The sequence below is a fragment of the Klebsiella electrica genome (assembly GCF_006711645.1).
Lineage (GTDB): Bacteria > Pseudomonadota > Gammaproteobacteria > Enterobacterales > Enterobacteriaceae > Klebsiella > Klebsiella electrica.
Genome location: NZ_CP041247.1, coordinates 4,589,100 through 4,614,665 on the forward strand (window position 1 = coordinate 4,589,100; position 25,566 = coordinate 4,614,665).

Consider the following 25,566-nt stretch of genomic DNA (forward strand, 5'->3'; position numbering starts at 1 on the left):
CACGGCCTTTGCTCTATCCATAGCGTCTATAAAACGGCGCCAGGAGGCCACCTTGTCATCTACTGTACCTGCACACCCATTACCGCAAATTCTGCTGCTGACGCACGGCGGCTGGGGTACGCCGCTTTGCAACAGCCTGCGCATGGTCACGGGCGAAATCGAAGGCGTGACGGAAATCGCCCTGATGCCCGTCGATACCCTCGGCGAGTATTACCAGCGCGTTGAAGCGATGGTGAAGTCCATGCCGGAAGGCTCGCTGATCCTCACCGACTTTATTGGCGGCACCACCTCTAACGTCGCCGCCCGCCTGAGCGCCGATTATCCGATCGCCGTGATTTGCGGCCTCAACGCTTCGCTGCTGCTGGAAGCGCTGGATAAACGCGAACAGGGGCCGCTGACCGGCTGCGTCAACGAGCTGGTGGAAGCTGGACGCAGCAGCTGTCGCGACGTCGTCGCCCACGTGAACCAGTTAAATCATTAAGGAGCCCTTCATGGCAAAAATCGTTTTATGTCGTATCGATAGCCGTCTGATTCACGGCCAGGTTGTCACCAAGTGGGTCGGCCAGTCGCAGGCGAACCGTATCGCCGTGGTCAGCGACGAGCTCGACGCCGATCCGTTTATGAAAAATATCTACCTGATGGCGGCGCCGCCGAATATCAAAGTCGACTGTTTCAGCAATGCCGGCTTTACCGCAGCCTGGCGGGAGAACCAGCTTGGCGAAGGAAACGTGCTGGTGCTGTTTCCGTCCCTCAGCGCAATCCAGCAGGCCGTGCAGCAGGGTTTCGACATCACCACGATCCAGGTCGGCGGACTTGGCGGCGGGCCAAACCGGAAAGCCGTATTTCAGAACATCACCCTCGATGAAAAAGACGTCGGGATCCTGGGTGAGCTGAAAAACAGCGGAATTCAGGTGTTCTTCCAGACGATCCCGGAAGATAAGCCACAGTCACTGGACGACATCCTGAAAAAATTCTAACCAGTTGATAAGCAGGTAAAAACTATGGACACATTGCTTTTTGCGAGCCTGATGGGACTCTATTACTGGTTCGCTCGATTACGTTTAGGCTATACCTTCTCCGCCATGCTGCTGCAGCCCGTCGTGGTTGCCGTTTTCGTCGGCCTGCTGCTGGGCGATATGAAGACCGCGATGATCATCGGCGCAGGTATGCAGTTGGTGTATCTGGGCGTCACCTCGACGCCGGGCGGTAACGTCCCGTCTGATCCGGCGCTGGCCGCCTGTATCGCCATACCTATTGCCGTAAAGGCGGGGATGGAGCCGAACCTGGCGATCGCGCTGGCGATTCCGTTTGGCGTGATCGGGGTATTCCTCGATCAGCTACGTCGGACGCTGAACGCAGCATGGGTCCATATGGCTGATAAACATGCCGAAAGCGCCAATATGGCGGGGATCATGCGCTGCGCCTTTATCTACCCAGCCCTGCTTGGGTTGCTGCTGCGCTTCCCGGTGGTCTTTGCCGCCAACTACTTCGGACAAAACGTGGTCGAGAAGTTCCTCAAGCTAATGCCGCATTGGCTGACCCACTCGTTTGAAATTATGGGCGGCATCCTGCCCGCGCTGGGCTTCGCCATCACCATCATGGTGATTGGTAAGAAGAGCCTGCTGCCCTGGTTTATCGGCGGATTCTTTGCGGTGCTCTACCTGAAGGTGGACATCATGGCGATGGCGATTTTCGGTACCTGCGTGGCCTTCCTGATTAAAGGCCTCGCCAAAAATGAAGGGGCGGCATAATGAGTAGCGATGTCATGCAACATGAGCTGGTTGAACGGGCCCGCGAAAGCCGGGCGCTGAGCAAGGCCGATATCACCAGGGCCTGGCTGATTTACTGGCTGGGGGCGGAAGTCTCCAGCTCCTACGAGCGTCTGCAAAGCCTGGTGTTCTGCGCCTCGATGACGCCGATTATCAAAAAGCTGTATCCGGAGAAAGAAGAACAGGCCGAGGCCCTGAAACGCCACCTGAACTTCTTTAACTCCGAGCAAACTTTCGGCTCGGTTATCCAGGGTATATCTATCGCCATGGAAGAGCAGAAAACCCGCGGCGAACCGATTAGCGACGCCTCCATTACCGGCATCAAAACCGGCCTGATGGGGCCGCTGGCCGGAATGGGCGACTCAATAATCTGGGCCGCAGTTATGCCGCTGCTAATTGCGATCTTTATCCCCTTTGCCGCCAACGGCAGCGCCTTCGGCGGTATTGCGCCGCTGATCCTCTATCCGGCAATCACCATGGCGATAAGCTACGGGCTGGTGCATAAAGGCTACACCCTCGGGCGTGATTCGATAATTGGCCTGCTGCAAGGGGGGCGCATTAAGGAGCTCATCTACGGCGCCAACGTGTTGGGTCTGATCATGATGGGCGCGCTTTCGGCAAGCTATGTCAAAATCACCACGCCGCTGAAAATCAGCGCGCTGAAAGGCTCTGATGTGGTGGTGCAGCAGATCCTCGACTCTATTGCTCCGGGTCTGCTGCCGCTGGCGGCGGTCTTTGCCGTCTACTTCTATCTGCTGAAAAAGGGTCCGCGCTACACCACGATTTTACTGTCTATTGTCGCAATCAGCATCGTTTGTTCACTGACGGGAGTGCTGTAGGCCATGAACGGTAATATTTATCAACAGCTCGGACTAAAGCGGGTAATTAACGCCTGCGGCAAAATGACGATCCTCGGCGTATCGTCCGTTGACCCGGAGGTGATGCAGGCCGCCACCGAAGCCGCCAGAGCATTCGTTGAAATCGATAAGCTCACCGACCGAGCCGGGGAACTTATCTCCACCCACACCGGCGCCGAGGATAGCTACCTGACGTCGTGCGCCTCGGCGGGAATTGCTATCGCGGTAGCGGCGGCGATCACCCGCGGCGAGCCGGATAAGGTCGCGCAGATGCCGGACAGCAGCGGTCTGGCAAACGAAATCATTATCCTGCGCGGTCACAACGTCGATTACGGCGCGCCGATTACCAGCGCGATTCGACTCGGCGGAGGACGGATTGTCGAGGTCGGGTCCAGCAATCTCGCCGCACGCTGGCAACTGGAGAGTGCCGTCAGCGAGCGTACGGCGGCGCTACTATTTGTCAAATCGCACCACTGCGTGCAAAAAGGGATGCTGGGCATTGACGACTTTCTGCAGGTTGCCCGCCAGCATAACCTGCCGCTGATTATCGATGCCGCCGCCGAAGAGGATCTTCGGCAGTGGGTTGCGACCGGCGCAGATATGGTGATTTACAGTGGCGCCAAAGCCTTCAATGCCCCAACCTCCGGCTTTGTTAGCGGAAAAAGAAACTGGATCGCGGCCTGCAAAGCGCAGCATAACGGCATCGCCAGAGCGATGAAGGTTGGCAAAGAAAATATGGTGGGCCTGGTGTACGCCCTCAACCGCTATCAGTCGGCCGCTCCAGCGCCCGATGCGACCACCCTGCGTCCCTTCGCCGAGGCGATATCCGCCCTACGCGGGCTGAAGGCGGATATCGAACAGGATGAGGCAGGACGGGCCATCTGGCGCATTCGGGTCAGGGTCGATAAAGAAGCCCTGGGCCTCAACGCCAACGAAGTCGAAGCCAGGCTACGCGGTGGCGAAATTGCCATTTATGCCCGCCGCTACGCTTTGCATCAGGGCGTGTTTAGCCTTGATCCGCGGACCATTGCCGAAGGTGAGATGCCGCTTATTATCGCGCGACTCAAGGAGATTACCGAACATGCAGCAGATTAACTTTTACCGCCGACGGGTCGCGATTAACGTTCTGGCAAAAGATATCGCCAACGCCCGTGAGATTTACGACGCCGCCGAAGGCCATGCGGTGATCGGCGTTTTATCCGCACAATTTTCTACCGTGGATGAAGGTGTGGCAGAAGTGCGCCGTTGGATGACAGAAATTCCCGCTATTTCCGTCGGCCTGGGGGCAGGCGATCCGGCACAGTTCTATAAAGCGGCGATGATTTCGGCGAAGCTTCATCCCGCCCATGTTAATCAGACCTTTACCGGCTGCGGCTTTGCCGCAGGCGCGCTGGCCGCCACCGGCGGGCAAAACACGCGGATCAATGCGTTGATAAGCCCCACCGGCAGGCCCGGAGAGGTACTTATCTCGACTGGAGTCAGCAGCGCGCAGGGAACGCCGGCCAAGGTCTCCGCCGATGCGGCGGTGAGGATGATTCAGGATATGGGCGCGCACGCTGCAAAATTCTTTCCTATGGACGGCGAACGCTCCCTGGACGAGCTAAAGCTCCTCGCCCAAAGCGCCGCGCAAAACGGCATGACGCTGATTGAACCCACCGGCGGTATCGACCTGAATAACTTCGCCGCCATTCTGCAGGCCTGCCTGCAGGCCGGCGTTGCGCAGGTGATGCCGCATATCTACAGCTCAATCATCGACCCGCAGAGCGGGAATACCCGCCCGGAAGATATTCGCCAGCTGATGAGTATCGTGAAGGATCTTGTCGATTAAAGACTCGGCCGCGTGCGGCAGCGACTGCCGCACGCCACGCGCTGATTTCTATGACAAATTGTGAGCCTCCGCGCAATAACGACATTCCACCGCCGCACACGCCCCCTCACATTGATAGCGATCAAAAATAATCATACCGTCTGGTCGGTATGATTCGGGCCATGAATACAGAAGCCCAGCACCGAAAAAAAGATCCCGTCCGTCTGCACCGCCAGTTGCTTGAGTCAGCGGCGATGATTGCCGGTCGGGATGGTATCGCCGCACTCTCGCTGAACGCCGTCGCGCGCGAGGCGGGAGTCAGTAAAGGCGGACTCCTGCACCACTTTCCCAATAAACAGGCGCTGATCTTCGCTCTGTTCGCCCGGCTGCTGGCGATTATGGAAAAGGCGATAAGCGAGCTGATGGCCGCCGATAATATCGCCTACGGACGCTTTACCCGCGCCTATTTGCACTATCTGTCCAACCCGGAACTGACGGATACCCACGAAAGCCGCCAGCTGATGGTGCTGTCGCTGGCGATGCCGGATGAGCCGGTGCTGAGAAAATGCTGGCGCGACTGGATGCTGGGGCATCTGGCGCAGGGCGATGCGCTGGATAATAGCCATACCGGTACCCTGGTGCGCTATGCGGCGGACGGTATCTGGCTGTCGGAACTGACGGAGGGGCGCACCATGGGCGCCGACCACCGGCGATCGCTGGTGCGCGATCTGACGCAAATGACGCTGCCGGCATGATGCCGGAAAAACCTGCCCGGTCAGGCGTTATGCAGGGTTGCAGGCCGTCTGGAGCACCCGGACATACGTGAGTACCCGGGACCAGACAGACAAATAAAATCGCCTCATGAAGGCTCTTAGATCGAGGCCGCGATGCGCTACAACATCAATGCCCGTCTCATTTATGATGCAACGGACGGCACACTCACCCTACCGGGAAGCAGCGAACCGGACAGCCAGCTGTCTATCACCGCCAGCGCGCTGCTCTACTATTTCCTGCGCCATACCGATGTTATCAGCCGCGATGAGGTACTGAAAAAAGTCTGGGACGACAACGGGTTAACCTCATCCAACAGCAACCTTAACCAGTATCTGAGCATGCTGCGCAAAACCTTCCGCCATTATGATATCGAGAACATCATCGTCACGGTGTCGCGCGGCATGCTGCAGCTCAACCCCGAATTAACCATCGCCATCATTGACGACATAGCGGAGGCGCCGTCTGAGCCCGCGGCGGAAGTCGCGCCGATGCAGGATTCCAGGCCCCCCTTCACCCGCGCCGAGGAAACCTCCGCCCCCTCCCGGCATGCGCGAGGCACCTGCTGGTATCTCGCCGGCGGCTGCCTGCTCACCATCGCCCTGCTGCTGGTGGTCTGCAGTTTTCTCGGCGGCAGCACATCGCACCCCATCACCCTGACGCAAATGCGCCACAGCCAGTGCGAACTGCTGGCCAGCGACGAGATGCTGCGATCGGTCTCCGCCACCGCCTACGGCAAAAATTTTGATGAGGTGCGCCAGCGGCTGAAGCTGGAGTGTAAACCCGGCGAACGCTTCGTCTTCTTCTATGGCGACAGGCTGGAAACTAACGGCCTGGGCCGGGTGTTTCTCGCCCACTGCGCGATGCATGAAGATAACCCGTTCAGCTACTGCGATAACTATTTCTACTACTCCTGGAAGCCGCAATGAGACTCGCTCCTCGCCCCTTTTTCGCCCTCTCTACGCTGGTATTGATCGTCGCGGCCGGAGTCAGCGCCTGGAAACTGCTGCCCGTTGAAAAAAATGGCATGATGAGCTGCTCAAGCAAAGCGATCATGCGTTTTGAAAACATGGAGAAAGAGAACGTCAACGGCAATATTCATTTTAATTTTGCCGCCAACGGCAAGGGATCGATGGTCGTCGAGGGCTATACCGACTCCGCGGCCGGCTGGCTCTATCTGCAGCGCTACGTCCAGTTTAACTGGACCAGCCAACGCATCTCATCGACCGAACGCCACTACCACATCAGTAAGTGGGAATCCAGCGCCTCGTCAATCGATGAGTCCCCGGACGTTATCTTTGCCTACTTTATGCGTGAAATGTCCGACAGCCACGATGGCCTGTTTCTCAACGCCCAGAAGCTCAACGAGAAAGCGATTCTGCTGAGCTCCATCAACTCTCCGCTCTATGTCTGCACCCTGAAATCCGGCAGCCAGTTCGATTGACCCCGCTCCCCCCCGCCTTCCTGGTTTCGCCCTCGCCGCGAAAGCGCACTTTTTGCATTTATCTGGCGGGCAAAAACATGATTATACCCACATTTAATGGAGGGATATATTACCCCGCGTGCGCAATAAATTAGCACCCCGTTAACATTCCCCGCCGCGCGTCTCAACGCGCCAAAAACCGCCTGCGGCAACGCCAAATCTCGCACGACCGATCAGCATAAACAGATAAATCAATGGCTAAAAAAGGCTAAATCACAGAGTAAAAAACTAAAAACAAACCCCTCACGGATTTAAATTTCACTCCTTTTCCATTTCCCTATAGTGGATTTCGAACGCCGCTGCCGCGTGTTGACGCCGTTACGCGGACGGTTTTCCCGAATCACAAAACCTGCTCTGGAGGAGAAACAATGGGTGATGCATTGGGGCTTATTGAAACCAAAGGTCTGGTGGCCTGCATTGAAGCAGCGGACGCGATGTGCAAATCCGCCAACGTCGAGCTGATTAGCTATGAAAACATCGGCTCCGGGCTGGTCACCGTCATGGTGAAGGGCGACGTCGGCGCGGTGAAAGCGGCGGTGGATTCCGGCGTGGAATCGGCGCAGCGCATCGGGGAAGTGGTGACCTCGCTGGTTATCGCTCGTCCGCATAACGACATCAACAAAATCGTCATTAAACACAAGGCTTAAGGCCAGGAGAACGCAAATGGGTGATGCATTAGGTCTGATTGAAACCAAAGGGCTGGTGGCCTGTATCGAAGCCGCGGATGCGATGTGTAAAGCCGCCAACGTGGAACTGATTGGCTATGAAAACGTCGGTTCCGGGCTGGTCACCGCGATGGTGAAAGGCGACGTCGGCGCGGTGAAAGCGGCGGTGGATTCCGGCGTCGAATCGGCGCAGCGCATTGGGGAAGTGGTGACCTCGCTGGTTATCGCCCGTCCACATAACGACATCAACAAGATCGTCGCACATTACAAAGTGACGGAATAACGGGAGACAACATGATGAAAGAAGCGCTAGGGCTTATCGAAACCAAAGGTCTGGTGGCCTGTATTGAAGCCGCCGATGCGATGTGTAAAGCCGCCAACGTCGAGCTGATTGGCTATGAAAACGTCGGCTCCGGGCTGGTCACCGCGATGGTGAAAGGCGATGTCGGCGCCGTTAACGCCGCCGTTGACTCCGGCGTGGAAGCGGCGAAACGCATCGGCGAAGTCGTCACCTCTCGCGTCATCGCGCGTCCGCATAACGACATCGAAAAAATCGCGTCGCAGCATAAAGCATGACCTGACAGGGCGCGCCCCGTCTCCACTCTTTTAGTCTGATGAAGGATAGACTCATGATTGAACTGGATAACGATTTGCAGTCCCGCCAGAACGCGCGGGAACTGGTGCGCAGCGCCAAAAAGGCTCAGGCGATTCTGGCCACCTTTTCGCAGCAACAAATCGACGCCATCGTGAAAAACGTGGCCCAGGAAGCCGCGCACCACGCCGAAGCGCTGGCGAAAATGGCTGCGGAAGAGACCGGATTTGGCAACTGGCAGGATAAAGTGCTGAAGAACCGTTTCGCTTCGCTGCGCGTTTACGACGCCATCAAAGATATGAAGACCGTCGGCATCATTCATGACGATCCGCTAAAAAAAGTGATGGACGTGGGCGTGCCGCTGGGGGTGATTTGTGCGCTGGTCCCGTCAACCAACCCCACCTCTACCGTGATCTACAAAACGCTGATTGCCCTGAAGGCCGGCAACGCGATTATCTTCTCCCCGCATCCGGGCGCCCGTCAGTGTAGCTGGAAGGCGATTGAGATAGTCAAACGCGCGGCTGAAGCGGCAGGCGCGCCGGCGGGCAGCGTCGACGCCATTAGCCAGTTGACCCTCGAAGCCACTTCAGAACTGATGCACAGCAAAGACGTGTCGCTGATTCTGGCGACCGGCGGCGAAGGCATGGTTCGCGCCGCCTACGCTTCCGGCACCCCGACCATTAGCGGCGGCCCGGGAAACGGACCGGCCTTTATCGAGCGCAGCGCCGATATTCATCACGCGGTGAAAGATATTATCACCAGCAAAACCTTCGATAATGGCATGATCTGCGCCTCCGAGCAGTCAATCATCGTCGAACGCTGCATTTATCACGATGTGCATCGTGAACTCGAAGCCCAGGGCGCCTACTTCATGAATGAAGGTGAAGCGGCGAAAATGGCGGCTCTGCTGCTGCGCCCGAACGGCACCATCAACCCGAAAGTGGTGGGTAAAACCGCGCTGTATCTCAGCCAGCTTGCCGGTTTCAGCGTTCCGGCCAGCACCAAAGTGCTGATCGCCGAGCAGACTACCGTCTCTCACCAGAACCCTTACTCCCGCGAAAAACTGTGTCCGGTTCTCGGCCTGTACGTGGAAGAGGACTGGAAGGCGGCCTGCCACCGGGTGATGGAACTGCTGACCAACGAAGGGCTCGGCCATACGCTGGTTATCCATACCCGCAATCAGGACGTGATTCGCCAGTTCTGCCTCGAAAAACCGGTTAACCGCATTCTGATCAACACCCCGGCGGCGCTGGGCGGCATCGGCGCGACCACCAATATCACCCCGGCGCTGACCCTCGGCTGCGGCGCAGTCGGCGGCGGTTCCAGCTCCGATAACGTCAGCCCGATGAACCTGCTCAACATCCGCCGGGTCGGCTACGGCGTGCGCTCCATTGATGAACTGCGCGCTCCGGGCAGCCGCCCTGAACCGCAGCCGACCATCGTCACGCCAGCGGATAACCCGCAGCGCAGCATTCTCGACGACGAGCGCTTCACCGCGCCGGCCGACGCCCCGGCGCCCCTTAGCGCAACGGCGGACGATCGTTTTGCGGTCGCCGCCGCCGTCGAAGCGGAAGGTGAGATCAACGAGCAAAACGTGGAACGCATCATCCGCCAGGTGCTTGAGCGTCTGGGCCAGTAATGCATTGAAATAAGGCGATAAAAACAATGATTCTCGCAAAGGTAGTCGGACATGTCGTCGCCACGCAGAAATGCGCAGAGCTACGCGGCAGTAACCTGCTGCTGATCGTCAAACTCGACGATAACCAGCAGCCCATGAAGGACCAGACCTGGGTCGCCGTCGATAGCGTCGGCGCCGGCATGCACGACATCGTCCTGGCTGAAGAGTATTTCGCGCTCAACACCGAACGCTACAAAGCCATGTCGGTGGTCGCCATTGTCGAGAACGTGTTTCGGGACGCTTAAGGAGTGAATAACCCAATGAGTGAATTTTTGCTGAAACCCCGGATCCGCTTTGGTCAGGATGCGCTTGCCATCCTGAACGAGCTGCCCGCCCGCAACGTGCTGCTGGTGACCGACAAGGCGATGGTCAAATTTGGCCTCGCCGAACGCGTGACTGGCCCCTGGCGCCAGCGCGGCATCGCTTTCCAGGTCTGGGATGACGTGGTGGCGGATCCGGATATCGCCACCATCGTACGCGGGATGAAGGTGATGGATGCCCGCTATCCGGATCTGGTGGTGGCGCTGGGCGGCGGGTCGGTGATTGACGCGGCCAAAGCGGTTATTTTCGCCCTCGCGCAGACCCGTCCGCAGGCCGGGCGCCAGCGTCCCTGCTTTGTGGCGATCCCCACCACCAGCGGCACCGGTTCCGAAGTGACCGCCTTTTCGGTCGTCAAGGCGCATGCTGAAAAACTGGTGCTGGTGGACCCGACGCTGCTGCCGGATATCGCCATTCTCGACCCGGCGCTGGTGGCCTCAGTACCACCCGCAATCACCGCCGACACCGGGATGGACGTGCTGTGCCACGCGTTGGAAGCCTACGTCTCCCGCGCCGCCAGCGACTTTTCCGATGCGCTGGCGGAAAAAGTGGTGCAGCAGGTTTTCCGCTATCTGCCCACCTGCTGGCGCAGCGGCGACAACCTGCTGGCTCGCGAGAAGATGCACAACGCCTCCTGCATGGCGGGCATGGCGTTCACCAACGCCTCTCTGGGCATAACCCATAGCCTGGCCCATGCGCTTGGCGGCGTCTTTCGCGTCCCCCACGGCCGCGCGAACGCGCTGTTAATGGCCGAAGTGGTGGCCTGGAACGCCGATTATCACGGGCAGTGCGCGACCGAGGCCGCCCACAAATATGCGCGCTTAGCCCATCTGCTGGATCTGCCGGCGGCCAATCCCCGCCAGGGCGTCGCCAGCCTGCTGGTCGCCATTCAGACGTTAAAAGACGAAATGACGATGCCGGCCGGCATTCGCGATACCGGCGTCGAGGCAGGCGAGTTTGAACAGCGCCTGGCGGAGATGGTTGGCCAGGCGCTACGCGACAGCTGTACGCCGACCAATCCACGCACGCCGGACGCCAACGCGTTAACCGGGCTTTATCGCCGGGCCTGGTCCGGTTGACTGGAATCGCCCGGCGGCGCTCCGCTTGCACGGGCCTACGGATAACGCGCTAGTAGGCCGGGTCAGCGCAGCGCCACCCGGCAACAATGCGGGCAACTAACAAGAACATCTGGAGAATACTTCATGGCACACTACAGCTTAACGCCGCGCGTCAACGTGTTGGCAGACCGTTTACTCTCACAAAAAAGCACTCTGTGCACCGAGCATGCCGCCACGTTGAACGCCCTTGATGGCGATATTGCCGGCATTCCCGCCGCCGTCAAACCAGCGCGTCGTTTCTATGAGTTGATGCGCCAGCTGCCGCTGTGCATCAGCCCCGATGAGCTTATTGTCGGCGATCAAACCCGCAAACCGCACGGGGCGATTTTTCACGATGACAGCGCCGCGCAGCGTCCGTCGGCGTTCCGTTTCCTGAATCTCAGCAGCGACCTGGACTCCCCGGATTACCGGCTGATTATTGAAAAAGGCGTGCTGGCGATTAAACACCAGCTGGAAGAGAAAACCCGCAGCCTGGGTAGCGCCGTCAGCCGCAGCGGTATGGATGAAGTCAACGGCTGCCGGGCCGCCATTTACGCCTGCGACGCCCTCCTCGCCCTGGCGCAGAATCTGGCCACCAGCGCCGAAACGCTCGCGGCGGCGGAAAGCAACCCGTATCGCCAGGCCGAGCTGCTGGAGAGCGCGGCGATTCTGCATCACGTTCCGGCCCACCCGGCGCGTAGCTTCAAAGAGGCCTGCCAGGCATTTTATCTGTTTCAGTTGGCGCTGCAGCTGGACAACGGCAGCTACGCGGTGAACCCGGAAGGTGCCGATAAGGCTCTGCTGCCGTGGTATCAGCGCGACATCGCCAACGGCACCCTGACGCCGCAGCAGGCCTACGAAATCGTGGAGTGCCTGTGGTTCAAACTGGCGCAACTGAGCGAAGTCCGCGCCGCCTGCGCTATCGACGGCTACCCGATGTTCGACGCCCTGCGCCACGGCGCCAGCCTCGATGACCCCAGCACAATCATCAACGAACTTTCCGCGCTGTTCCTCTGCGCACAGCGGAATCTGAGCGCGCTCAATCTGCCGGTGCGTCTGTTCCACGGCGAACAAAAGGTCTCCGCCGCGCCGTTTGCCGCCTGTAGCGAAACGACAACAGCAGAAGGGCTGACTCCGCGCATGCAGCGTCTGCGCAACCACTACCTGACGGTACGCCCGAGCGTCTCTATCTATCGCGCGCTGGCCTTTACCGAGGTGGTGAAAGCCAATCCGGGCATGCCGACCATTCTGCTGCGCGCCAAAGCTTTCCGTCACGCCTGCGAAACCGCGCCGATTCTGATTCAGGACGATGAGCTGATCGTCGGCCATCCGTGCGGCAAGCCGCGCGCCGGGGCCTTCTCGCCGGATATCGCCTGGCGCTGGGTGCGTGACGAACTCGATACCATGAGCACCCGTCCGCAGGATCCGTTTGAGATCAGCGAAGAAGATAAGAAAACCATCCGCGAAGAGATCGTCCCGTTCTGGGAAGGCCGCTCGCTGGATGAGATCTGCGAAGCCCAGTACCGCGAAGCGGGGGTGTGGGCATTCAGCGGCGAAACCTTCGTCAGCGACCTCTCCTACCATCAGATCAACGGCGGCGGCGATACCTGTCCGGGCTATGACGTGCTGCTGTTCACCAAAGGGATGAACGGCATTAAAGCCGATGCCGAGACGCATCTTGCCAGCCTGAGTATGGAAAACCCGCAAGATATCGACCGCATCTACTACTACAAGGCGGCGATTGAAACCTGCGAAGGGGTGATTAACTATGCGCATCGCATCGCCGCGCGCGCCCGCGAGCTGGCCGCTATTGAGCAAAACGCCCAGCGGCGCGCCGAGCTGCTGACCATTGCCGAAGTGAACCAGAACGTCCCGGCGAATCCGCCGAAGACCCTGCAGGAAGCGCTGCAAAGTATCTGGACCGTCGAATCACTGTTTGAAATCGAAGAGAACCAGACCGGCCTGTCGCTGGGCCGCGTGGACCAGTACTGCTACCCGATGTTTGCAGCCGATATTCGCGAAGGCCGCCTGACTCACGACACCGCGCTGGAGCTGCTGCAGGCGTTTATCATCAAATGTGCCGAGCTGATGTGGATGTCGAGCGAGCTGGGGGCGAAATACTTCGCCGGTTATCAGCCGTTTATCAACCTGACCGTTGGCGGCCAGAAGCGCTCCGGCGGCGATGCCTGTAACGACCTGACTTACCTGATTATGGACGCCGTGCGCTTTGTGAAGGTTTACCAGCCGTCGCTGGCCTGCCGTATTCACAACCAGTCGCCGCAGAAGTACATGGAAAAAATCGTCGACGTCGTCAAGGCGGGGATGGGTTTCCCGGCCTGCCACTTCGATGACTCCCATATCAAGATGATGCTGCGTAAGGGCTTCGATTTTGAAGATGCCCGCGACTACTGCCTGATGGGCTGCGTCGAACCGCAGAAATCCGGCCGCATCTATCAGTGGACCTCCACCGGCTACACCCAGTGGCCTATCGCCATCGAGTTCGTCTTAAACCGCGGCCGGATGGTGCTGTTTGATAGCTATCAGGGGCTGGATACCGGCGACCTGCGTGAGCTGCGCACCTTCGAAGAGTTTGACGCAGCGGTGAAACAGCAGATTGCCCATATCGTTCGTCTGTCGGCGATTGGCACGGTGATCAGCCAGCGCGTACACCGCGACGTGGCGCCGAAACCGCTGATGTCGCTGCTGGTGGAAGGCTGTATGGAGAGCGGCAAAGACGTCGCCGCTGGCGGCGCAGTGATCAACCACGGTCCGGGGCTGATCTTCTCCGGCCTGGCGACCTACGTCGACTCCATGGCAGCGATCCGTAAGCTGGTGTTCGAAGATAAGCAATACACCCTCGAACAGATGCGCGATGCGATGCTGGCGAACTTTGAAGGCTTTGAGGCCCTGCGCCGCGACTGCCTGAACGCGCCGAAATACGGTAACGACGATAACTACGTTGACCAGTACGCGCTGGATATCACCGAGTGGACCGAGCGCGAGTGCCGCAAATACAAAATGCTCTACTCCACGCTGAGCCACGGCACCCTCTCTATCTCCAACAACACGCCGATTGGCGAGCTGACCAACGCCACGCCGAACGGCCGTCTGGCGTGGATGCCACTCTCCGACGGAATCAGCCCGACGCAGGGGGCGGATAAGCAGGGGCCAACCGCCATTATCAAGTCAGTCAGCAAGATGAACGTGGAGACCATGAATATCGGCATGGTGCATAACTTCAAGTTCCTCAAAGGGTTGCTGGACACGCCGGAAGGGCGCCATGGCCTGATTACCCTGCTGCGCACGGCATCGATTCTCGGCAACGGCCAGATGCAATTCAGCTACGTCGATAACGAAGTCCTGAAAAAAGCGCAGCAGGAGCCGGAAAAATATCGCGACCTGATCGTCCGCGTGGCGGGCTACAGCGCCTACTTCGTTGAGCTGTGCAAGGAAGTTCAGGACGAGATTATCAGCCGTACGGTGATTGAGAAGTTCTGATAAACACGGACGTTTTTGGACACGGATGTCCCGATCGTTTTACTGGAGGTATGTGTGAGCGCAAAACAAGAATTAACCGGGCGAATCTTCAATATTCAGAAATATTCAATCTACGACGGCGACGGGATTCGCACGCTGGTTTTTTTCAAAGGCTGCAATATACGCTGCCCGTGGTGCGCCAACCCGGAAGGGCTGAACAGTCAGTTCCAGGTGATGTTCTCGCAGGATAAATGCATTAACTGCGGTGACTGCGTCAACGTCTGCCCGGCCGGCATTCACTATCGGGCAGCAGAAAACGGCGAGATGAAGCATTTTGTCGACCGTCATAAAGACTGTATTGGCTGCCGCAAATGCGAAGAGATTTGCACCCAGAACGCGCTGGATATTATGGGTAAAGACGTCACCGTCAGCGAGCTGATGGACATCATCATGCAAGATTATGACTTCTACATCGCTTCCGGCGGCGGCGTGACCATCGGCGGCGGCGAAATGAGCCTGCAAACCGATTTCGCCGTGGCGCTGTTCAGCGAATGCAAAAAGATGATGCTCAATACCGCTATCGAAACCCAGGGCACCACGCCGCTGGCTAATTATCAAAAGCTGGCGCCGGTGACCGACACCTTCTTATTCGATATTAAGCAAATTAACAGCGAGCACCATAAAGCGTTATTTGGCATTGGCAACGAAGGTATTCGCCGCAATCTGGAATGGCTGGTGGATTCCGGCGCCAACGTGATTATTCGTATGCCGCTGGTTCGCGGCTATAACGACTCATTCGATGCCATTACCGGAGCTATTGATTACGTGCAGAAACTGGCGAAGCGCGGAAATATCCGCCGCATCGATATGCTGCCGTACCACCAGCTGGGCCGCAAAAAATACGAGCGCCTGGATATGCCCTACCCCATTACCCAGGACCCGTCTTATTCGCCCGAAGAGCTGAACCAGCTGGAGACGTTCTTTACACAGTTTGATTTTGATATTCGCTTAGTCCGCCATTAACAGGAGCCGACATGAAAAGTTTAGGCGTAATTGAAACGCGAGGGCTGGTCGCCGCCATTCAGGCCGTAGACGCCGCCTGTAAAGCTGCGGGCGTGACCTGCATTGGCTATCGCAAAATCGGATCGGGGCTGGTCAGCGTCTGCTTCGAAGGCGAGATCAGCGCCATCCACACCGCCATTGAGCGCGGCGTCGAGGTGGCGGGCGCGGCGCAATGCGTCAAGTCGCTGGTCATCGCCCGTCCGGAACCCAGCGTGGTGGTAGCGCTGAGCCATCTGAAAGGCCGCCCGCAGGCAAAACCGCTCGCCAGCCACGCCGATGTGAAAAATGCTGAGGCGCAACACGGTGTGTCGGCGCCCGCCGAAAAAGTCGGACCGCAAACGCCGCCCTCTCCGCCGGCGTCGGGCGAGCCGGAAGATAAAAATGCCGCGATGAAGAAAGGGAAAAAGGCATGATCGACACCCTGCTCCATGAAAAAATCGCCACCCGACTGACGCGCTCCGCGCCCGATATCCCGGTCGGTATCTCTAACCGCCACGTCCATCTGTCACAGCGGGATGTCGAGGTGCTGTTTGGCCAGGGTTATGCGCTGACGCCGTTTAAACCCCTGCGCCAGCCGGGGCAGTTTGCCGCCCAGGAGTGCGTGACCGTCGTCGGTCCGAAGGGCTCACTCGCCCAGGTTCGCGTCCTCGGACCGACCCGGCCGGTCACTCAACTGGAAATCTCGCGCGCCGACTGCTTTACTCTCGGCATTAAAGCGCCGGTGCGCGAATCCGGCCAGCTGGATAATGCGGGCAACGCGCTGCTGATCGGCCCGGCAGGCCACGTTGAACTGCGCTCTCAGGTGATCTGCGCCTGGCGGCATATCCATATGTCGCCGCAGGATGCGCGGCAGTTGAACGTCGCTAACGGCCAGAAGGTGAGCGTCCGCAGTCACGGCGAACGCCAGCTGACCTTCGATGAAGTGGTGGTGCGGGTGCGCGAAGACTTCGTGCTGGAGTTCCATATTGATACCGAAGAGGCCAACGCCGCCGGACTGAAAAACGGCGCGCAGGTCACGCTCATCGCTTAACGGAGGCCGCCATGACCGATGAAGAGATCGACCGTCTGGTCACGCGAATGATCCACAGGTTGCGGCCGCCGGTGCTGGTGATGGTTGGCCCGGCCGCGGGCTATCGCCAGGCCATCCGCAGCCGTCTGGCGGGATGCGGGCAGCGTCTGCAGCTGGCACTGGACGAAAACGTGCAGGATGCCGCGCAGTGGCAGGCGATCGGTGAAACGCTGCCGTGCAACGCCTGGCTAGAAGCGCTGTCTTCAGAGAGCTGGCGCGCCGTGGTGGTGCCGTTTCTCGACTATCCGCTGGCGGCCGATCTGCTTAACGGCACCTTGCAAAACCCGCAGGCCAGACGATTGCATGACGTTCTGCTTGCCGGCCTGCCGGTGCTGGCGCTGCGCTATCACTGCGACCCGGCCAGCGAGCTAAACCAGCTGCGCGGGGCGGTGAGCACGACGCCCTATGCCGGACATATGCAGTCCACGTTGACGCGGCTGACGGCATGCGGTGTTACGCTGTGCACCATGAATGAGCTGCTGGCGCAGCTGGCTGCGGGAACCAAGGCGCCCGCTCAGGCCCCGGCCCTCGGCGCGCGGCGTTATCTCACTGTCACAGACATCGTGAATAATCCGGCGCTGGTCTGCGCACCTGACGCGCAGTTAACCGATGCCGCTATCGATTTTTTGAAAAACAGAAAAAAAGAACCCTACCTTAATAAATAGATCCGGAGTTTATTATGTCTTCCAAAACAAAATGCTGGCTATGGATGCTGTTGGTTATCCTTTCGGAAACCTCGGCCACTTCGACCCTGAAAATGTTCGGTAGCAGCGAAGGGACCACCAAAATGCTGCTGCTCGGGCTGCTGATCGTCCTCTATTGCACCTGCTACTACTCGCTATCCCGCGCGGTGAAAGATATTCCCGTTGGCCTGGCGTACGCCACCTGGTCCGGTACCGGGATTCTGGTGGTTTCAACGCTAGGGATGGCGTTTTACGGTCAGCATCCGGATACCGCGGCGATTATCGGTATGGCCATTATTGCCGCCGGTATCGTTATCATGAACCTGTTTTCCAAAATGGGTAGCGAAGAGAGCGAAGAAACGCCTGCTGAACCGGCTGATTCAGCCTCATCCCTGAATAAAAAAGTCGCCAACTAACAAAAAAGGAATCGCATATGTTTAACCTCGGATTTTTATGGCTGGCGCTGTCTATCGGCTCCGAAATCACCGGTACCTCGATGATCAAAAAGACCAACGGCTTTAGCAAACTGGCACCATCGGTGCTGGTGGTCTGCGCCTACGGCCTGTGCTACTTCGCCCTCACTCGCGCGATGAGCACGATCCCGGTGGGCGTCGCCTACTCGCTGTGGTGCGGCTTTGGCATCGTCGGCGTCACCATCTGCTCGATGATCCTCTACAAACAAAAACCGGATCTGCCGGCGATCCTCGCCATGGTGCTGATTATTTCCGGCGGCATCATCATGAACGTCTTCTCCAGCATGTAAACCCGGCCTGCGCCTTCATTGAGTTCCATGAGGGCGCAAAAACCTCACTCGATAAGCCATATTGCCGCAATAAAAAACCGCTTTCACTTTCGCCGCTTTTCGTGGCAGGATAGTCCGATGAACAGAATCGTCGTCATTGCCCGCCCGTATCGTTGGTGGCTGCCTGCATAACAGGCGGCACGATTCACATTTCCATTTTTAAAGCCGCCGGAAGGCGGCTTTATTGTTTCTCAGCGACGTCTTTCGGCTTAACAGCAACGTAAGGAGTCTCTGATGAACACCCACCCGACCATTCTTACCGGCGATCGCCCCACCGGCCAGCTGCATCTCGGTCACTACGTCGGATCGCTACGCCAGCGCGTGCAGCTGCAGCACGACCATCAACAGTTTATCCTCATCGCCGATCTGCAGGGGTTAACCGATAACGGCAGCGACCCGCAGAAAATCAGCAGCAATATCTTTGAGGTGATGGCCGATTATCTGGCGGTAGGTATCGATCCGCACAAAACCACGATTTGCCTGCAATCGGCGCTTCCCGCCCTGGCGGAGCTGAGCGCGCTGTATATGAATATCGTCACCGTCGCCCGCGTCGAGCGTAACCCGACGGTCAAAAATGAAATCGCCCAGAAGGGCTTCTCCCGTTCGCTACCGGTCGGCTTTCTGGCCTACCCTATCAGCCAGGCGGCCGATATCACCGCGTTTAAGGCCGGCCTGGTACCGGTTGGCGACGATCAGCTGCCGATGATCGAACAGACCAATGAGATCGTCCACAAAATGAATAGCCTGACCACGACGCCGGTGTTGCAGCACTGCCGGGCGCTGCTCAGCGATGTCAGCCGCCTGCCGGGCATTGACGGCGGCGCCAAGATGTCAAAATCGCTGGGTAATACGCTCACGCTTTCGGCCAGCGAAGAGCAGATTCACCGCGCGGTCGGCGCTATGTATACCGACCCGAACCATCTGCGGGTCAGCGATCCTGGCCGAATCGAAGGCAACGTTGTCTTTACTTACCTTGATGCTTTTCATCCGGATCCAGCCTTCGTCGCCGGGATGAAGGCGCATTATCAACGCGGCGGGCTGGGTGACCGACAGTGTAAAAACGCGCTGGAGGAGTGTCTGCAGACGCTGCTGGCGCCCATTCGCCAACGCCGGGCGACGTATATTGCGGATAAAGGCATGTTGCTGGAGCTGCTGCGTCAGGGTAGTGAGCGGGCGCATCGCCTCACGCAGCAAACATTGCATGAGGTGATGCGTGGATTAGGATTGCCGGTCCTGTTCTGAGCGCCGGGGGGCGACGCTTTAATGCTGCGGGCCCTGCTCATCCTGATGCATCTTCACGCAATCGCGCCCGCTGCGCTTGGCCACGTACAGCGCGCTGTCAGCATTGCGCAGCAGCCGGTTGTAATCCGGGTGACCGGTATGCACGGCATAGCCCGTACTGGTGGTAATGGCGATATTCGTCTCTCCCCCGACGTTAAACGGCAGCTGGCTGATGCTTTTACGTAAGCGTTCAAGGAGCGCAAAGGCTTCAGCCGCGCCGGTTTCCACCAGAACCAGCAGAAACTCTTCGCCGCCATAGCGAAAGATATAATCGCTGGAGCGGATGTTATTGCTGAGCAGGTCGGCAACGTGCTTGATTGCCCGGTCGCCCACCATGTGACCCCAGCTATCATTAATCTCTTTAAAATGGTCGATATCCACAATCGCCACCGTCATCGGCAGTTCATGTTCCATGGCGAGCGTGACCTCATGCTTGAGGACCACCGGCAGATAGCGGCGGTTGAGCAGGCTGGTCAGGGAGTCTTTGCCGTTTTGCATCTGCGACAGACTGCTGAAGATAACCCCGAGCTGACTGCTGATTTTCTGGCAATGGATGTGGATACTCTGGAGCAAAGCTTGCGTATTTTTATATTCTGCGCCGCTGTCTGAGGATTTCCAGCCGGTGATATAATTGTCTACCTGCGCAATCAAGTCGGCTATCTCTTCCATCTGCGCATTCTTATTAAAATAACGAACGCATTTATGACGGAACCACAGGCCAAACTCTGATTCAGATAATAACGTCCCGTTAATATCGGCCCGGTTTTCACTGACGATATTATAAATCGCGCTATTCTCCCAACCGGAGAGCGAGGCCTGCTGTTTGCCATATTCCATTGGCACATTATCCATCAGGCTATACAGACGATAGGCTTCTTCATTTTTCGTCGCCCGATAGTGCGACAAGGTGTAGGCATGGCACATCATCTCGATCGCCATAGTAATCGCCATCACCGCGTAGCGGATGGTTGCAAGACCATTCTGGTAGTCAATTTTATCGTTATCCCGCACATACTCAATCAGCCCGGCCTTAAGCTGGCGGGCGCCGCGCAGTACAGCCTCGGCGGGGATACCGATGCGCGCATGAATACTGCCGATATGGTATTGCCTTTCTGCCAGCGCCTGCAGCTGCTCTTTCTCGCTGGTCAAAATATCGTTGACCCACACGGCCAGAGAACGACTAAGACGTTCCTGAACCAGATCGTAAGTCAGGTGGCTGGCGATATCGGGATCCTGAAAAATGAAGTCATAAAAACGAGTGGCCAGAGCTTCAGACTGCTCAGCGGCAATATTTTTAAGAATCGCCTTCACTTCCGGCGTCAGACCGTCATACAACGGTAACCATTCCTTAAAAATAACGGAGATATATTTCTTGCTTTCATCGCTCATTGAATAAAGCACTCGTCGATACAGGTCTATTTTCAAGGCCGCAAATAATACAACAGTTCGCTCTGGTCAACCAGATTAAAAATTCAGCAACCGGGCTTAACCTTCTCCCGTCCGGGCATTTGCGGCAATGGGCGCGGTGGCGTCAGTGGCGGCCACCGGCGATAAGGACGTGGTTAGTGCTTGCGGTTGATCACGCGACGTAGCAGCCAGGTAAAACCCATCGCCATGCCAAACAGGATAAAGAGCAGAACCACCCAGCTCAGAGAAATCCGCACTAACGCGCTGAACGTCATCAGCGGTTGCAGGTAGACGGTAAAGGATTCACTTAGCGGTTTACCCATCAACAGCATTACGCTGTCAACGGCCCAGACGCACACCCGACAAGCAACCCAGATAATCGCCGGCCAGCATAGCAGAACCAAAAAGGTGAAGCGTTCCTGCAGGTAACGGATGAACTGGCGCAAAGGCGACCATTTTAAAAGGATCTTCATTGATATTCTCATCGTGCCGCTCGATAACCTTGATGCCACCCCCATCGGACTGCGTCGGGTGAAGGGATCTCAGCGACATCGGGATAGCATTAATATAGATCGTACGCGCTACATTATATCGATATTACCGTGACACGAACTCGATCGAGTTAACAAACTGTTAATGACACTAAAACATTTACCCACTAAAGTCCAGTTACAACAGCACGTATCGTCAAATATGAGAAAATTAATCTAACATATTGATAAATAATGAATTAAATTTAAAATATAAATCAAAAAAATACTTCTGAATATAAAAATGGATTTTTGATTTTATATTCTGCCGTCATTAATAAGTCCCGGTAATAATATTTTCCATTAATCGATACAGTGGCAAAAAAGAAGGGAGATATTGAACAGGAATAAAGTGAAATATGGTGGGGAGGTGGTCATGCAGGCTTTTATGTCGTCTGAACAGACAGATTGCTGCCAGACGCCTGACTGACGGATTATCGGGACAAAAACGCAAAAAACCCGTCCGTGAGGACGGGCTGCTTTCGCCATAAACACCAGACAAACAAAAGAACCCCATGCTTTCGCATGAGGTTTCTTCGCTTGTTTGATGCCTGGCAGTTTATGGCGGGCTTTCCTGCCCGCCACCCTTCGGGCCGTTGCTTCGCAACGTTCAAATCCGCTCCCGGCGGATTTGTCCTGCTCAAAGAGTCACTCACCGACAAACAACAGATAAAACAAAAGGCCCGGTCTTTCGACCGGGCCTTCTGCTTTATTTGATGCCTGGCAGTTCCCTACTCTCACATGGGGAGACCCCACACTACCATCGGCGCTACGGCGTTTCACTTCTGAGTTCGGCATGGGGTCAGGTGGGACCACCGCGCTAGTGCCGCCAGGCAAATTCTTGGTGCTCAAAACGAATCTTTTACTCTGATGCTGCGTTGCCTTCGCTCGTAAACTCAGTCACATACTCCTGTATGCTCCTTCCTTTACTTCGCTTGCCGCCTTGCCTCAGCGCAAAATCTTTCGTTTTCGCTAATCTGTAATCTAAGCTGAAAATCAATCTCGTCTCTTCGCCAAAACAGCTTCGGCGTTGTAAGGTTAAGCCTCACGGTTCATTAGTATCGGTTAGCTCAACGTATCGCTACGCTTACACACCCGACCTATCAACGTCGTCGTCTTCAACGTTCCTTCAGGACTCTCAAAGAGTCAGGGAGAACTCATCTCGGGGCAAGTTTCGTGCTTAGATGCTTTCAGCACTTATCTCTTCCGCATTTAGCTACCGGGCAATGCCATTGGCATGACAACCCGAACACCAGTGATGCGTCCACTCCGGTCCTCTCGTACTAGGAGCAGCCCCCCTCAATTCTCCAGCGCCCACGGCAGATAGGGACCGAACTGTCTCACGACGTTCTAAACCCAGCTCGCGTACCACTTTAAATGGCGAACAGCCATACCCTTGGGACCTACTTCAGCCCCAGGATGTGATGAGCCGACATCGAGGTGCCAAACACCGCCGTCGATATGAACTCTTGGGCGGTATCAGCCTGTTATCCCCGGAGTACCTTTTATCCGTTGAGCGATGGCCCTTCCATTCAGAACCACCGGATCACTATGACCTGCTTTCGCACCTGCTCGCGCCGTCACGCTCGCAGTCAAGCTAGCTTATGCCATTGCACTAACCTCCTGATGTCCGACCAGGATTAGCTAACCTTCGTGCTCCTCCGTTACTCTTTGGGAGGAGACCGCCCCAGTCAAACTACCCACCAGACACTGTCCGCAACCCGGATGACGGGTCTACGTTAGAACACCAGCCATTAAAGGGTGGTATTTCAAGGTCGGCTCCATGCAGACTGGCGTCCACACTTCAAAGCCTCCCACCTATCCTACACATCAAGGACCAGTGTTCAGTGTCAAGCTATAGTAAAGGTTCACGGGGTCTTTCCGTCTTGCCGCGGGTACACTGCATCTTCACAGCGAGTTCAATTTCACTGAGTCTCGGGTGGAGACAGCCTGGCCATCATTACGCCATTCGTGCAGGTCGGAACTTACCCGACAAGGAATTTCGCTACCTTAGGACCGTTATAGTTACGGCCGCCGTTTACCGGGGCTTCGATCAAGAGCTTCTCCTTACGGATAACCCCATCAATTAACCTTCCGGCACCGGGCAGGCGTCACACCGTATACGTCCACTTTCGTGTTTGCACAGTGCTGTGTTTTTAATAAACAGTTGCAGCCAGCTGGTATCTTCGACTGAGTTCAGCTCCATGAGCAAGTCACTTCACTTACCATCAGCGTGCCTTCTCCCGAAGTTACGGCACCATTTTGCCTAGTTCCTTCACCCGAGTTCTCTCAAGCGCCTTGGTATTCTCTACCTGACCACCTGTGTCGGTTTGGGGTACGATTTGATGTTACCTGATGCTTAGAGGCTTTTCCTGGAAGCAGGGCATTTGTCACTTCAGCACCGTAGTGCCTCGTCATCACACCTCAGCGTTGAATAAACGACCGGATTTACCTAATCGTTCCGCCTACATGCTTAAACCGGGACAACCGTCGCCCGGCCAACATAGCCTTCTCCGTCCCCCCTTCGCAGTAACACCGAGTACAGGAATATTAACCTGTTTCCCATCGACTACGCCTTTCGGCCTCGCCTTAGGGGTCGACTCACCCTGCCCCGATTAACGTTGGACAGGAACCCTTGGTCTTCCGGCGAGCGGGCTTTTCACCCGCTTTATCGTTACTTATGTCAGCATTCGCACTTCTGATACCTCCAGCAACCCTCACAGGCCACCTTCAACGGCTTACAGAACGCTCCCCTACCCAACAACGCATACGCGTCGCTGCCGCAGCTTCGGTGCATGGTTTAGCCCCGTTACATCTTCCGCGCAGGCCGACTCGACCAGTGAGCTATTACGCTTTCTTTAAATGATGGCTGCTTCTAAGCCAACATCCTGGCTGTCTGTGCCTTCCCACATCGTTTCCCACTTAACCATGACTTTGGGACCTTAGCTGGCGGTCTGGGTTGTTTCCCTCTTCACGACGGACGTTAGCACCCGCCGTGTGTCTCCCGTGATAACATTCTTCGGTATTCGTAGTTTGCATCGGGTTGGTAAGTCGGGATGACCCCCTAGCCGAAACAGTGCTCTACCCCCGAAGATGAGTTCACGAGGCGCTACCTAAATAGCTTTCGGGGAGAACCAGCTATCTCCCGGTTTGATTGGCCTTTCACCCCCAGCCACAAGTCATCCGCTAATTTTTCAACATTAGTCGGTTCGGTCCTCCAGTTAGTGTTACCCAACCTTCAACCTGCCCATGGCTAGATCACCGGGTTTCGGGTCTATACCCTGCAACTTAACGCCCAGTTAAGACTCGGTTTCCCTGCGGCTCCCCTATTCGGTTAACCTTGCTACAGAATATAAGTCGCTGACCCATTATACAAAAGGTACGCAGTCACCCCATAAAGAGGCTCCCACTGCTTGTACGTACACGGTTTCAGGTTCTTTTTCACTCCCCTCGCCGGGGTTCTTTTCGCCTTTCCCTCACGGTACTGGTTCACTATCGGTCAGTCAGGAGTATTTAGCCTTGGAGGATGGTCCCCCCATATTCAGACAGGATACCACGTGTCCCGCCCTACTCTTCGAACTCACAGCCTGTGCATTTTAGTGTACGGGAGTATCACCCTGTACCCTGCGACTTTCCAGACGCTTCCACTAACACACAAACTGATTCAGGTTCTGGGCTGCTCCCCGTTCGCTCGCCGCTACTGGGGGAATCTCGGTTGATTTCTTTTCCTCGGGGTACTTAGATGTTTCAGTTCCCCCGGTTCGCTTCGTTAAGCTATGTATTCACTTAACGATAGTGCAACGAATTGCACTGGGTTTCCCCATTCGGAAATCGCCGGTTATAACGGTTCATATCACCTTACCGACGCTTATCGCAGATTAGCACGTCCTTCATCGCCTCTGACTGCCAGGGCATCCACCGTGTACGCTTAGTCGCTTAACCTCACAACCCGAAACTGTTTCGTAAAACGGCTCGTGTTGCGAAAATTTGAGAGACTCGAACACACATAACATGTGTGTCGTTTCAATTTTCAGCTTGATCCAGATTTTTAAAGAGCAAATATCTCAAACGTCATCCGAAGATGAGTTTTGAGATACTGAGGTCGGCGACTTTCACTCACACAAACCAGCAAGTGGCGTCCCCTAGGGGATTCGAACCCCTGTTACCGCCGTGAAAGGGCGGTGTCCTGGGCCTCTAGACGAAGGGGACACTGAAGTC

26 protein-coding genes, 1 tRNA gene and 2 rRNA genes are annotated in these 25,566 nt (G+C 56.7%); 24 read left to right on the forward strand and 5 right to left on the reverse strand.

Going from position 1 to position 25,566, the window contains the following annotated elements; translation table 11 throughout:
- Nucleotides 1–52 precede the first annotated feature (52 nt).
- The 23 genes from Electrica_RS21945 to trpS all read left to right on the forward strand — a co-directional run bounded on the left by Electrica_RS21945 (nt 53) and on the right by trpS (nt 19,372).
- Nucleotides 53–481: a PTS sugar transporter subunit IIA gene (locus tag Electrica_RS21945; RefSeq protein WP_100684687.1), complete on the forward strand. Its 429-nt coding sequence runs from the start codon at nt 53–55 to the stop codon at nt 479–481.
- Between the two features lie 10 nt (nt 482–491).
- A complete protein-coding gene (locus Electrica_RS21950) occupies nt 492–977 on the forward strand; it encodes a PTS system mannose/fructose/N-acetylgalactosamine-transporter subunit IIB (RefSeq protein ID WP_141965385.1) in 486 nt (161 codons plus the stop codon).
- A 24-nt stretch (nt 978–1,001) separates the two neighbouring features.
- Nucleotides 1,002–1,751 carry a PTS mannose/fructose/sorbose/N-acetylgalactosamine transporter subunit IIC gene (locus tag Electrica_RS21955; RefSeq protein ID WP_100684689.1) on the forward strand — a complete coding sequence of 250 codons (750 nt, stop codon included), beginning with the start codon at nt 1,002–1,004 and terminating at the stop codon, nt 1,749–1,751.
- Nucleotides 1,748–2,608, forward strand: a complete 861-nt coding sequence (locus Electrica_RS21960) for a PTS system mannose/fructose/sorbose family transporter subunit IID (protein WP_160702579.1) — start codon at nt 1,748–1,750, stop codon at nt 2,606–2,608. The genes Electrica_RS21955 and Electrica_RS21960 overlap by 4 nt, the downstream gene beginning before the upstream one ends.
- Before the next feature lie 3 nt (nt 2,609–2,611).
- Nucleotides 2,612–3,721, forward strand: a complete 1,110-nt coding sequence (gene dgaE, locus Electrica_RS21965; RefSeq protein ID WP_141965386.1) for a D-glucosaminate-6-phosphate ammonia lyase — start codon at nt 2,612–2,614, stop codon at nt 3,719–3,721.
- Nucleotides 3,708–4,454, forward strand: a complete 747-nt coding sequence (gene dagF / locus Electrica_RS21970) for a 2-dehydro-3-deoxy-phosphogluconate aldolase (protein ID WP_141965387.1) — start codon at nt 3,708–3,710, stop codon at nt 4,452–4,454. The genes dgaE and dagF overlap by 14 nt, the downstream gene beginning before the upstream one ends.
- Before the next feature lie 149 nt (nt 4,455–4,603).
- On the forward strand, nt 4,604–5,188 hold the full coding sequence (locus Electrica_RS21975) for a TetR/AcrR family transcriptional regulator (protein ID WP_131049465.1): 585 nt from the start codon (nt 4,604–4,606) through the stop codon (nt 5,186–5,188).
- 132 nt (nt 5,189–5,320) lie between these two features.
- The gene (locus tag Electrica_RS21980) at nt 5,321–6,133 is read left to right on the forward strand and encodes a winged helix-turn-helix domain-containing protein (protein WP_141965388.1); all 813 of its coding nucleotides are present in this window, start codon (nt 5,321–5,323) and stop codon (nt 6,131–6,133) included.
- Nucleotides 6,130–6,648: a FidL-like protein gene (locus tag Electrica_RS21985; protein WP_141965389.1), complete on the forward strand. Its 519-nt coding sequence runs from the start codon at nt 6,130–6,132 to the stop codon at nt 6,646–6,648. The genes Electrica_RS21980 and Electrica_RS21985 overlap by 4 nt, the downstream gene beginning before the upstream one ends.
- A gap of 407 nt (nt 6,649–7,055) precedes the next feature.
- The gene (locus Electrica_RS21990) at nt 7,056–7,334 is read left to right on the forward strand and encodes a BMC domain-containing protein (protein WP_010634659.1); all 279 of its coding nucleotides are present in this window, start codon (nt 7,056–7,058) and stop codon (nt 7,332–7,334) included.
- 16 nt (nt 7,335–7,350) lie between these two features.
- Entirely contained in the window at nt 7,351–7,635 is a 285-nt protein-coding gene (locus Electrica_RS21995) for a BMC domain-containing protein (RefSeq protein WP_004857488.1), read from the forward strand.
- Nucleotides 7,636–7,649: 14 nt separating this feature from the next.
- Nucleotides 7,650–7,928: a BMC domain-containing protein gene (locus Electrica_RS22000; RefSeq protein ID WP_015585230.1), complete on the forward strand. Its 279-nt coding sequence runs from the start codon at nt 7,650–7,652 to the stop codon at nt 7,926–7,928.
- Nucleotides 7,929–7,981: 53 nt separating this feature from the next.
- Complete coding sequence (locus Electrica_RS22005; protein WP_141965390.1) at nt 7,982–9,583, forward strand: acetaldehyde dehydrogenase (acetylating); 1,602 nt, start codon at nt 7,982–7,984, stop codon at nt 9,581–9,583.
- 26 nt (nt 9,584–9,609) lie between these two features.
- Nucleotides 9,610–9,867, forward strand: a complete 258-nt coding sequence (locus tag Electrica_RS22010) for a EutN/CcmL family microcompartment protein (protein ID WP_141965391.1) — start codon at nt 9,610–9,612, stop codon at nt 9,865–9,867.
- A 15-nt stretch (nt 9,868–9,882) separates the two neighbouring features.
- The gene (locus tag Electrica_RS22015) at nt 9,883–11,019 is read left to right on the forward strand and encodes a 1-propanol dehydrogenase PduQ (protein WP_141965392.1); all 1,137 of its coding nucleotides are present in this window, start codon (nt 9,883–9,885) and stop codon (nt 11,017–11,019) included.
- A gap of 123 nt (nt 11,020–11,142) precedes the next feature.
- Complete coding sequence (gene cutC, locus Electrica_RS22020; protein WP_141965393.1) at nt 11,143–14,535, forward strand: choline trimethylamine-lyase; 3,393 nt, start codon at nt 11,143–11,145, stop codon at nt 14,533–14,535.
- Between the two features lie 54 nt (nt 14,536–14,589).
- Entirely contained in the window at nt 14,590–15,537 is a 948-nt protein-coding gene (gene cutD / locus Electrica_RS22025) for a choline TMA-lyase-activating enzyme (protein ID WP_100684700.1), read from the forward strand.
- Between the two features lie 11 nt (nt 15,538–15,548).
- On the forward strand, nt 15,549–15,989 hold the full coding sequence (locus Electrica_RS22030; protein WP_100684701.1) for a BMC domain-containing protein: 441 nt from the start codon (nt 15,549–15,551) through the stop codon (nt 15,987–15,989).
- A complete protein-coding gene (locus tag Electrica_RS22035; RefSeq protein WP_141965394.1) occupies nt 15,986–16,606 on the forward strand; it encodes a phosphate propanoyltransferase in 621 nt (206 codons plus the stop codon). Before Electrica_RS22030 ends, Electrica_RS22035 begins: the two co-directional genes overlap by 4 nt.
- An 11-nt stretch (nt 16,607–16,617) precedes the next feature.
- Nucleotides 16,618–17,310, forward strand: coding sequence for a hypothetical protein (locus tag Electrica_RS22040; RefSeq protein ID WP_141965395.1), 693 nt, complete (start codon nt 16,618–16,620; stop codon nt 17,308–17,310).
- 14 nt (nt 17,311–17,324) lie between these two features.
- The gene (locus Electrica_RS22045; RefSeq protein WP_100684704.1) at nt 17,325–17,744 is read left to right on the forward strand and encodes a DMT family transporter; all 420 of its coding nucleotides are present in this window, start codon (nt 17,325–17,327) and stop codon (nt 17,742–17,744) included.
- A gap of 17 nt (nt 17,745–17,761) precedes the next feature.
- Nucleotides 17,762–18,091 carry a DMT family transporter gene (locus Electrica_RS22050; protein ID WP_004857466.1) on the forward strand — a complete coding sequence of 110 codons (330 nt, stop codon included), beginning with the start codon at nt 17,762–17,764 and terminating at the stop codon, nt 18,089–18,091.
- 273 nt (nt 18,092–18,364) lie between these two features.
- Nucleotides 18,365–19,372 carry a tryptophan--tRNA ligase gene (trpS, locus tag Electrica_RS22055; protein ID WP_131049457.1) on the forward strand — a complete coding sequence of 336 codons (1,008 nt, stop codon included), beginning with the start codon at nt 18,365–18,367 and terminating at the stop codon, nt 19,370–19,372.
- Between the two features lie 18 nt (nt 19,373–19,390).
- Here the strand turns inward: trpS and Electrica_RS22060 are convergent, their stop codons facing one another.
- The gene (locus Electrica_RS22060; RefSeq protein ID WP_141965396.1) at nt 19,391–20,800 is read right to left on the reverse strand and encodes a GGDEF domain-containing protein; all 1,410 of its coding nucleotides are present in this window, start codon (nt 20,798–20,800) and stop codon (nt 19,391–19,393) included.
- Nucleotides 20,801–20,973: 173 nt separating this feature from the next.
- Nucleotides 20,974–21,291: a hypothetical protein gene (locus Electrica_RS22065; RefSeq protein WP_131049455.1), complete on the reverse strand. Its 318-nt coding sequence runs from the start codon at nt 21,289–21,291 to the stop codon at nt 20,974–20,976.
- A 597-nt stretch (nt 21,292–21,888) separates the two neighbouring features.
- On the opposite strand from Electrica_RS22065, the gene Electrica_RS28500 reads away from it, so the two are divergent.
- Entirely contained in the window at nt 21,889–22,065 is a 177-nt protein-coding gene (locus Electrica_RS28500; protein ID WP_167686212.1) for a hypothetical protein, read from the forward strand.
- Between the two features lies 1 nt (nt 22,066).
- On the opposite strand, the gene rrf is transcribed toward Electrica_RS28500, so the two are convergent.
- The 3 genes from rrf to Electrica_RS22080 form a co-directional block, all read right to left on the reverse strand.
- Nucleotides 22,067–22,182 (reverse strand): 5S ribosomal RNA (rrf, locus tag Electrica_RS22070).
- A 200-nt stretch (nt 22,183–22,382) separates the two neighbouring features.
- A 23S ribosomal RNA gene (locus Electrica_RS22075) occupies nt 22,383–25,290 on the reverse strand.
- A gap of 191 nt (nt 25,291–25,481) precedes the next feature.
- Nucleotides 25,482–25,557 (reverse strand) — tRNA-Glu (locus Electrica_RS22080).
- Between the last annotated feature and the right edge of the window lie 9 nt (nt 25,558–25,566).

Bases quoted from the DNA above. Each gene is read 5' to 3' on its own strand.
- Electrica_RS22030 (WP_100684701.1), top strand. From the start codon at position 15,549: ATGAAAAGTTTAGGCGTAATTGAAACGCGAGGGCTGGTCGCCGCCATT.
- Electrica_RS22015 (WP_141965392.1), top strand. From the start codon at position 9,883: ATGAGTGAATTTTTGCTGAAACCCCGGATCCGCTTTGGTCAGGATGCG.
- trpS (WP_131049457.1), top strand. From the start codon at position 18,365: ATGAACACCCACCCGACCATTCTTACCGGCGATCGCCCCACCGGCCAG.
- Electrica_RS22065 (WP_131049455.1), bottom strand. From the start codon at position 21,291: ATGAAGATCCTTTTAAAATGGTCGCCTTTGCGCCAGTTCATCCGTTAC.
- Electrica_RS22010 (WP_141965391.1), top strand. From the start codon at position 9,610: ATGATTCTCGCAAAGGTAGTCGGACATGTCGTCGCCACGCAGAAATGC.
- Electrica_RS22050 (WP_004857466.1), top strand. From the start codon at position 17,762: ATGTTTAACCTCGGATTTTTATGGCTGGCGCTGTCTATCGGCTCCGAA.
- Electrica_RS21955 (WP_100684689.1), top strand. From the start codon at position 1,002: ATGGACACATTGCTTTTTGCGAGCCTGATGGGACTCTATTACTGGTTC.
- cutC (WP_141965393.1), top strand. From the start codon at position 11,143: ATGGCACACTACAGCTTAACGCCGCGCGTCAACGTGTTGGCAGACCGT.
- Electrica_RS21950 (WP_141965385.1), top strand. From the start codon at position 492: ATGGCAAAAATCGTTTTATGTCGTATCGATAGCCGTCTGATTCACGGC.
- Electrica_RS22060 (WP_141965396.1), bottom strand. From the start codon at position 20,800: ATGAGCGATGAAAGCAAGAAATATATCTCCGTTATTTTTAAGGAATGG.
- Electrica_RS21995 (WP_004857488.1), top strand. From the start codon at position 7,351: ATGGGTGATGCATTAGGTCTGATTGAAACCAAAGGGCTGGTGGCCTGT.
- Electrica_RS22045 (WP_100684704.1), top strand. From the start codon at position 17,325: ATGTCTTCCAAAACAAAATGCTGGCTATGGATGCTGTTGGTTATCCTT.
- dagF (WP_141965387.1), top strand. From the start codon at position 3,708: ATGCAGCAGATTAACTTTTACCGCCGACGGGTCGCGATTAACGTTCTG.
- Electrica_RS21990 (WP_010634659.1), top strand. From the start codon at position 7,056: ATGGGTGATGCATTGGGGCTTATTGAAACCAAAGGTCTGGTGGCCTGC.
- Electrica_RS22000 (WP_015585230.1), top strand. From the start codon at position 7,650: ATGAAAGAAGCGCTAGGGCTTATCGAAACCAAAGGTCTGGTGGCCTGT.
- Electrica_RS22040 (WP_141965395.1), top strand. From the start codon at position 16,618: ATGACCGATGAAGAGATCGACCGTCTGGTCACGCGAATGATCCACAGG.
- Electrica_RS21980 (WP_141965388.1), top strand. From the start codon at position 5,321: ATGCGCTACAACATCAATGCCCGTCTCATTTATGATGCAACGGACGGC.
- Electrica_RS22035 (WP_141965394.1), top strand. From the start codon at position 15,986: ATGATCGACACCCTGCTCCATGAAAAAATCGCCACCCGACTGACGCGC.
- Electrica_RS21975 (WP_131049465.1), top strand. From the start codon at position 4,604: ATGATTCGGGCCATGAATACAGAAGCCCAGCACCGAAAAAAAGATCCC.
- dgaE (WP_141965386.1), top strand. From the start codon at position 2,612: ATGAACGGTAATATTTATCAACAGCTCGGACTAAAGCGGGTAATTAAC.
- Electrica_RS22005 (WP_141965390.1), top strand. From the start codon at position 7,982: ATGATTGAACTGGATAACGATTTGCAGTCCCGCCAGAACGCGCGGGAA.
- Electrica_RS21985 (WP_141965389.1), top strand. From the start codon at position 6,130: ATGAGACTCGCTCCTCGCCCCTTTTTCGCCCTCTCTACGCTGGTATTG.